Below are 6,722 nucleotides of genomic sequence, written 5' to 3'. Positions count from 1 at the left end.
ACATGGCGCTGTAATCGGCCATTGTTGTGAAAGAAGCCACGGGGGAGACCTCGTGGTTTTTTTTTGCCTGTGCCGGCCTCTTCGCGGGCTTGCCCGCTCCCACCGGTACGCCACAGCTCCGAACACTGTGGTGTACCAGTGGGAGCGGGCAAGCCCGCGAAGAGGCCGGCACAGGAAACCACTGATCGGAAACCTTCACAGCAACCAATAAAAACATATTTTGATGCTTAAATTAATCTTGTCAGTCGATCCCCTCCAGGAGGGTGCCGTCATGGACATCAAGATTGCCGCGCTACTGCTGCTCGCCCTGTGCGCCCAGCCGGCATGGAGCCAGAGCCACTCCACCGCTACGCCCGCCGCAACCCCCGCTGAATCCGCTGCATTGACCACGCGCATGGCCCTGCGCGACCTGTGGGTCGAGCACATCTTCTGGGTCCGCAACTACGCTGTCGCCAACCAGGCAGGCAACGCCAGGCAGGCCGAAGTCGCCGCCAAGGAAGTGGTCACCGATGCCACCAGGATCGCGAACAGCATCGCCCCGTTGTACGGCCAGCCCGCCGCCGACCAGTTGCTGAAACTGCTGGCCGGCCATTGGGGCGCGATCAAGCATTACAGCGATGCAACCGTTGGCAAGGACAAGAAGGGCCAGCAAGCTGCCGTCGACGAGCTGACCAGCAATGCCAAGGCCATCGCCGCCTTCCTGGCCAAGGCCAACCCGTATCTGCCCGAAGCGACCCTGCTGACGCTGCTCAGCGCCCACGGCGGCCACCATGTGGCGCAGATCGACCAGCTGGCGGCCGCTGACTATGCCGGTGAGGCGCGTACCTGGGCGATGATGCGTGAGCATATCCTGACCCTGTCCGACGCCCTGGCCGCGGCGCTGGTCAAACAGTTCCCGGACAAGTTCTGATGCTCGAAGGCCTGGGCCGTACCCAACAGGACCTGCTCCACGCGTTGTTGCACCAGCCGGCCGGCATGAGCATCGACGACCTGGCGCAGGCCCTGGCCATCACCCGCACGGCGGTGCGCCAGCACCTGGCCGCGCTGGAGCGCGACGGCCTGGTCAAGCGCGGCGCTACCCGGCCCACCGGACGTCGCCCGGAGCAGTTGCACGAGCTGACCGAACATGCCCGCGAACTGTTCCCCCGCCAGTACCCGCTGCTGGCCAACCTGCTGATCGGTGAAGTGGCAGGCTTGATGGGCCAGGAGGCGCTGCTGGCGCTGATGCGCCAGCTGGGGCGCAAGCTGGCGGCGGACCTGGAGCACCAGGTGGTGGATGAAGCGCGCATCGTCGAGCACATGAACAATGCCGGATATGAGGCACAGGTGTTCTTCCGTTCGGCGGGCGAGCCGCAGATCGTTGCGCACAATTGCGTGTTCCATCATCTGGCCAAGGTGCATCCGGTGGTGTGCGAGCTGGATCTGGCGCTGATCGGGGCCTTGGGTGGGGCCGAGGTCAGCCATGAGGAGTGCATGCTCAGGGGCGGGCAGGTTTGCCGGTTTGCCCTGGGCAAGAAAGAAGATTGATATTGCCTGCTCCGGCCCTATCGCCGGCAAGCCGGCTCCCACAGGTACTGCACAGGGCTTGAGGCCTATACGGTCGAGGTGGGAGCGGCCTTGTGTCGCGATTGGGCCGCACAGCGGCCCCCGAAGCTAAAACCGATCCAACCGGTAAGCCGACATCCCGGCCCCTTCGGCCCGCTCAGCCAACCGTCCCACCCACTCCGCCGTCACCGCCGCCTGGGTCAACCCCAGGTGCTGATGCCCGAACGCCAACAGCACCCGCCCATCACACACCCGGTCGATCACCGGCAGCGAGTCCGGCAACGAGGGCCGGAAGCCCATCCACGGCGTCGCCCCTTCAACACTCAACTCCTGGCGGAACAAGCCCTTGCTCAAGCGGTGCAACTGCCACGCCCGCTGCATGCTAGGCGGCGCATCCAGCCCAGCGAATTCCACCGTGCCCGCCAGGCGCAAGCCTTCGGCCATGGGCGTCATGATGAACTTGCGCTCTAGCGAGGTGACCGCAAACGGCAAGCGCTGCTGCTCGCCAGGCAGCATCAGGTGGTAGCCCCGCTCGGTGTCCAGCGGTACCCGCTTGCCGGTCAGTGCGGCGGTCAGTCGTGCTGAATGCGCGCCACAGCTGACCAGCACCTGGCGTGCATTGAGCGTGCCCTGGTTGCTGGCCAGGCTGACCCCGTCGCTGCGCAACTGGCCACCCTCGACCTGTGCCTGGACAAAACGCACGCCGCTGGCCTTGGCCGCTTCGAACAATTCGCAGACCACCCGGTACGGGTCGATGAAGTGTCCGGTCTTCGGAAAAAACAGCCCACCTAGCAATGACGGGTTCAGCTGTGGCGCCGCTTCGCGTACAGAATCCGCCGACCAGAAATCCACGGATACTGCCTGCTGCTGCATGCGCGCACGCAAGGCCTCCAGCGCCTGCCGCGATTCTGGCCGTTCGAACACCAGCAACGAGCCATCCTCCTGGAACAGTTCGCTGCGCCCGATCGAGCCCAACAGACGCTGCCAGGCGCCCAGGCTGCCTTCATTCAATGCGCGGATGCCGGCCACACTGCGCTGGAACGCTGCCGGGCGCAGGTTGAGCAGCAGCCGGGTGAACCATGGCATGGCCTTGGGCAGGTACTTCCAGTCCAGGCGCAGCGGGCCCATCGGGTCGAGCAGCATGCGCGGCAGGCGCTTGAGGATCGACAGGTCGGCAATCGGGAATACTTGCTCAGTGGCCAGGTGCCCGGCATTGCCGTAGGACGCGCCGTGCCCGGGTGGCTGGCGGTCGACCAGCGTTACCCGGCGGCCCTGGCGGGCCAGTTGCAGGGCGCAGGCGACGCCGACAATACCGGCGCCGACTACGGCGATGTCGGTTTCAGCGGTTTCGACCATGCTCAGCCTTCCCGTTTACCGTCAAGCAGGCGCCGCAACTGCAGCGGGTTGCCGTTTTTCAGCGCCTGGGGCAGCAGGGCATCAGGGAAGTCCTGGTAGCACACCGGGCGCAGGAAGCGCAGGATCGCCGCCGTGCCTACCGAGGTGGTGCGGGCATCGGAGGTGGCCGGGAACGGCCCGCCATGCACCATGGCATCGCATACCTCGACGCCGGTTGGCCAGCCATTGACCAGAATGCGCCCGGCCTTGCGTTCCAGGGTGGGCAGCAGGGCGCGGGCGCTGTCGATGTCGGCCTCGTCCAGTTGCAGGGTGGCGGTCAGCTGGCCATCGAGGTGCTCGGCTACCTGGCGCACCTGCTCATCGTTGGCGCACGCCACCACCAGCGACGCTGCACCGAACACCTCGGCCTGCAACGCCGGGTCGGCCAGGAAGGCTTCGGCCTGGGTCACGAACAGCTGCGCCTGGCACTGGTTGGGGCCTTGCCCGGCCTGGCCATGGGCTGCGGCCTGAGCATTGGCGTTTTCCGTCAGGGCACCGATACCGGCCTGGTAGGCACTGAAGATGCCCGGGGTGAGCATGGTTTGCGCGGCGGCTTGGCGCACGTGTTCGCTGGCGGCGCTGATGAAACGCTGCAACGCCGGCCCCTGGCGGGCGATCACCAGGCCGGGGTTGGTGCAGAACTGGCCTGCCCCCTGGGTCAGCGAGGCGACGAAGCCTTGCGCCAGTGCCTCGGCGCGGGCTTGCAGGGCGGCATCGAACAGGAACACCGGGTTGATCGAGCTCATTTCGGCGTACACCGGGATCGGCTCTGGGCGGGCCTGGGCTGCTTGGCACAGTGCGACACCCCCGCTGCGCGAGCCGGTAAAGCCAACGGCCTTTATGCGCGGGTCGCTGACCAGCGCAATACCGACTTCACGGCCCGCGCCGTACAACAGTGAGAACACGCCAGCCGGCAAGCCGCATTGTTTCACCGCTTGTGCCACTGCTTGGCCGACCAGCTCACTGGTGCCCGGGTGGGCACTGTGGGCCTTGACTACCACCGGGCAGCCAGCCGCCAATGCCGAGGCGGTGTCGCCACCGGCCACCGAGAACGCCAATGGGAAATTGCTGGCGCCGAACACCGCCACCGGCCCCAGCGCCACCTGGCGCTGGCGCAGGTCAGCGCGTGGCAGGGGTTGGCGTTCGGGCAGGGCGTTATCGACCCGCACGTCCAGCCATTCACCGGCCCGCACCACTCGGGCGAAGGTGCGCAGTTGGGTGCAGGTGCGGCCCCGCTCGCCTTGGATGCGCGCCTTGGGCAGGCCGGTTTCAGCCACGGCGCGGTCGATCAGGGCATCGCCAAGGGCTTCGATCTCGGCGGCGATGGTTTCGAGAAATTGTGCCCGTTGTTCGAGCGAGGTTTCGCGGTAGGCATCGAACGCCGCCCAGGCCAGGGCGCAGGCTTGGGCCACGTGTTCGCCGGTGCCGCCGAGGTAGGCCGGTTCCAGCGTTTGACCGGTGGCCGGGTCGATGGCACGGATGGCTTCGCGGCTGCCGGTTACCGGCGTCTGGCCGATCAGCAGGTTGCCTGTCAGGGTCATGGAGCCTCCTTGGGAGAAAAATTCTGGATTGTGGGGGCGCTATGCGCCCCTTTCGCGACACAAGGCCGCTCCTGCAATTGACCTGCATACGCCGATCAATGTGGGAGCGGGCGTGCCCGCGAACACCGGCGCAGCCGGTGCCATGCACCGCGGAGCCTGCTTCGCGGGCATGCCCGCTCCCACAGAGTCAAGCAGTGGCTGTTCAGGCCAGGTTCTGCTCGGCCGACCAGCTGGCGTACCAGCTGCGGAACAGCGCGTACTGCTGCTCGGCATAGTTGCGCTGGGCGTCGGTCAGGGCATCGGTGTCGTTGAAGTGCAGGCTGTATTCGGTGTCGCCGTTGAGCACCATCAGGTGCTTGTAGTACAGCACCAGGTCGCAGCCCTCATCGAACGATGACAGCACAGCCAGTGCCGCCTCCAGCTCACGCGCCAGGCGGCGGGCGCGGGCGTCGCCCTTGGCCGCCTGCTTGCTCAGGCTCACCAGCTGCAGCACTTCCCGTGGCAGGGCGTTGCCGATGCCGGTGATGGCGCCGGTGGCGTTGCAGTTGACGAAACCATGCACCACCTGGGTGTCGACGCCGACCATCAGGGTCACGTCGTCATCCTTGGAGGTGATGTGCTCGGCGGCGTAGCGCAGGTCGGCGCCACCGCCGAACTCCTTGAAGCCGATCAGGTTGGGGAATTCGCGGCGCAGCTCGAAGAACAGGTCGGCGCGGGTGGCGAAGCCGTAGTACGGGCTGTTGTAGATAACTGCCGGCAGCTTCGGCGCGGCGGCGAGGATGGCCGAGAAGTGGTGCTTCTGGGCGATCAGCGAGGCGCCGCGGCTGAGCACGCGGGGGATGACCATCAGGCCGGCGGCGCCGACTTTGGCTGCGTGCGCGGCGTGAGATACCGCTTCACGGGTGTTCACCGCGCCAGTGCCGACGATGGTGGGGATGCCGGCAGCCACCAGGCGTGCCACGCCTTCCTGGCGCTCGGCCTCGGTCAGCAGCGGCCAGTCACCCATCGAGCCGCAGTACACCACGGCGCTCATGCCGGCCTCGATCAGTTCGCGGCCCTTGCGCACCAGGGCATCGAAGTCCGGCTTGCGCTCGGCGGTGCATGGGGTCATCAGGGCGGGCATGGTGCCGGTGAAGATGTTGTTGGTCATTGTCGTTACTCCTGGCGAAATTCGGGTTGGTAAGAAATGGCCGGGGTCAGATGCCCCAGGCGAACGGGTCTTGTTCGTCGATCAGCAGGGTGCTGTCGGCGGTCATGTAGGCGCGGCCGGTGATGAATGGGCGAATACGCTCGCCGTCATGCTCGAAGCGGCCATGGAACTGGCTGCCGGTGATGCTGGCCTGTACCCAGGTCTGGCCTTCGCCAAGCTTGCCGTCGGCGGCCAGGCAGGCCAGCTTGGCACTGGTGCCGGTGCCGCAGGGCGAGCGGTCGTAGGCTTTGCCGGGGCACATCACGAAGTTGCGGCTGTCGGCGTTAGCGTCGTCGGCGAACAGCTCGACGTGGTCGATGGGCGCGCCGTTTTCGCCGGTGATGCCCTGCGCTTCGAGGGCCTTGAGCATGGCCCAGGTGTACTCGATCAGCGCTTCGCGGTTGTCCAGTTCGATGCGCTGGCCGTGTTCGGCGACCAGGAAGAACCAGTTGCCACCCCAGGCAATGTCGCCGTGCACCACGCCATGGCCGGGCACATCTACCGCCACCTGCTGGCGGTAGCGGTAGGAGGGCACGTTGCCAACGGTGACGGCGCCGTCTTCATGCAAGGTGGCGCTGACCTGGCCTACCGGGGTGTCGATCTTGTGCACGCCCGGTGCGATCAGGCCCAGGTGTTGCAGCGAGGCGACCAGGCCGATGGTGCCGTGGCCGCACATGTTCAGGTAACCCGCGTTGTTGAAGAAGATCACCCCACAGGTGGCGTCGGACGATACCGCTGGGCAGTACAGCGCACCGACCAGCACATCGTTGCCGCGTGGTTCCAGCAGGCAGGCCCGCCGCCACTGGTCGTGCAGCTCGCGCAGTTCGTCGCGCTGTTCGGCCATGCTGCGGCCGTGCAGTTGCGGGAAGCCTTTCATTACCAGGCGAGTGGGTTCGCCGCCGGTGTGCGAGTCGATGACGTGAATCTGTTTCATGAGCTTGTCCATTCTTTGATCAGCAAGTCTTGTGCTGTTTGTTCGGGCTTCATCGCCGGCAAGCCAGCTCCCACAGGTGCTCCACTGTTCCTAATGCTTGTGCAGTACCTGTGGGAGC

General features: G+C 66.1%; 6 protein-coding genes. 2 read left to right on the top strand and 4 right to left on the bottom strand.

Annotation, left to right across the window (positions count from 1 at the left end):
• Positions 1–271 precede the first annotated feature (271 nt).
• Both TZ03_RS17810 and TZ03_RS17805 read left to right on the top strand, forming a co-directional pair.
• Complete coding sequence (locus TZ03_RS17810) at positions 272–910, top strand: hypothetical protein (RefSeq protein ID WP_051099523.1); 639 nt, start codon at positions 272–274, stop codon at positions 908–910.
• Positions 910–1,527, top strand: a complete 618-nt coding sequence (locus TZ03_RS17805) for a helix-turn-helix transcriptional regulator (protein ID WP_051099522.1) — start codon at positions 910–912, stop codon at positions 1,525–1,527. The genes TZ03_RS17810 and TZ03_RS17805 overlap by 1 nt, the downstream gene beginning before the upstream one ends.
• 126 nt (positions 1,528–1,653) lie before the next feature.
• On the opposite strand, the gene TZ03_RS17800 is transcribed toward TZ03_RS17805, so the two are convergent.
• The 4 genes from TZ03_RS17800 to TZ03_RS17785 form a co-directional block, all read right to left on the bottom strand.
• Positions 1,654–2,901, bottom strand: coding sequence for an NAD(P)/FAD-dependent oxidoreductase (locus TZ03_RS17800; protein ID WP_051099521.1), 1,248 nt, complete (start codon positions 2,899–2,901; stop codon positions 1,654–1,656).
• A 2-nt stretch (positions 2,902–2,903) separates the two neighbouring features.
• Complete coding sequence (locus TZ03_RS17795) at positions 2,904–4,481, bottom strand: aldehyde dehydrogenase (NADP(+)) (RefSeq protein ID WP_051099520.1); 1,578 nt, start codon at positions 4,479–4,481, stop codon at positions 2,904–2,906.
• Between the two features lie 202 nt (positions 4,482–4,683).
• Positions 4,684–5,631 carry a dihydrodipicolinate synthase family protein gene (locus tag TZ03_RS17790; RefSeq protein ID WP_051099519.1) on the bottom strand — a complete coding sequence of 316 codons (948 nt, stop codon included), beginning with the start codon at positions 5,629–5,631 and terminating at the stop codon, positions 4,684–4,686.
• A gap of 46 nt (positions 5,632–5,677) precedes the next feature.
• Positions 5,678–6,604, bottom strand: coding sequence for a 4-hydroxyproline epimerase (locus TZ03_RS17785; RefSeq protein WP_051099518.1), 927 nt, complete (start codon positions 6,602–6,604; stop codon positions 5,678–5,680).
• Between the last annotated feature and the right edge of the window lie 118 nt (positions 6,605–6,722).

It is taken from the genome of Pseudomonas sp. 10-1B, assembly GCF_000935045.1.
GTDB lineage: Bacteria > Pseudomonadota > Gammaproteobacteria > Pseudomonadales > Pseudomonadaceae > Aquipseudomonas.
Note: the sequence above shows the minus strand (reverse complement) of the source record. Positions and strands in the feature narration are given on the sequence as shown.

Excerpts from the sequence above, each read along its gene's own strand:
- TZ03_RS17810 (WP_051099523.1), top strand. The coding sequence starts at position 272 with ATGGACATCAAGATTGCCGCGCTACTGCTGCTCGCCCTGTGCGCCCAG.
- TZ03_RS17805 (WP_051099522.1), top strand. The coding sequence starts at position 910 with ATGCTCGAAGGCCTGGGCCGTACCCAACAGGACCTGCTCCACGCGTTG.
- TZ03_RS17800 (WP_051099521.1), bottom strand. The coding sequence starts at position 2,901 with ATGGTCGAAACCGCTGAAACCGACATCGCCGTAGTCGGCGCCGGTATT.
- TZ03_RS17795 (WP_051099520.1), bottom strand. The coding sequence starts at position 4,481 with ATGACCCTGACAGGCAACCTGCTGATCGGCCAGACGCCGGTAACCGGC.
- TZ03_RS17790 (WP_051099519.1), bottom strand. The coding sequence starts at position 5,631 with ATGACCAACAACATCTTCACCGGCACCATGCCCGCCCTGATGACCCCA.
- TZ03_RS17785 (WP_051099518.1), bottom strand. The coding sequence starts at position 6,604 with ATGAAACAGATTCACGTCATCGACTCGCACACCGGCGGCGAACCCACT.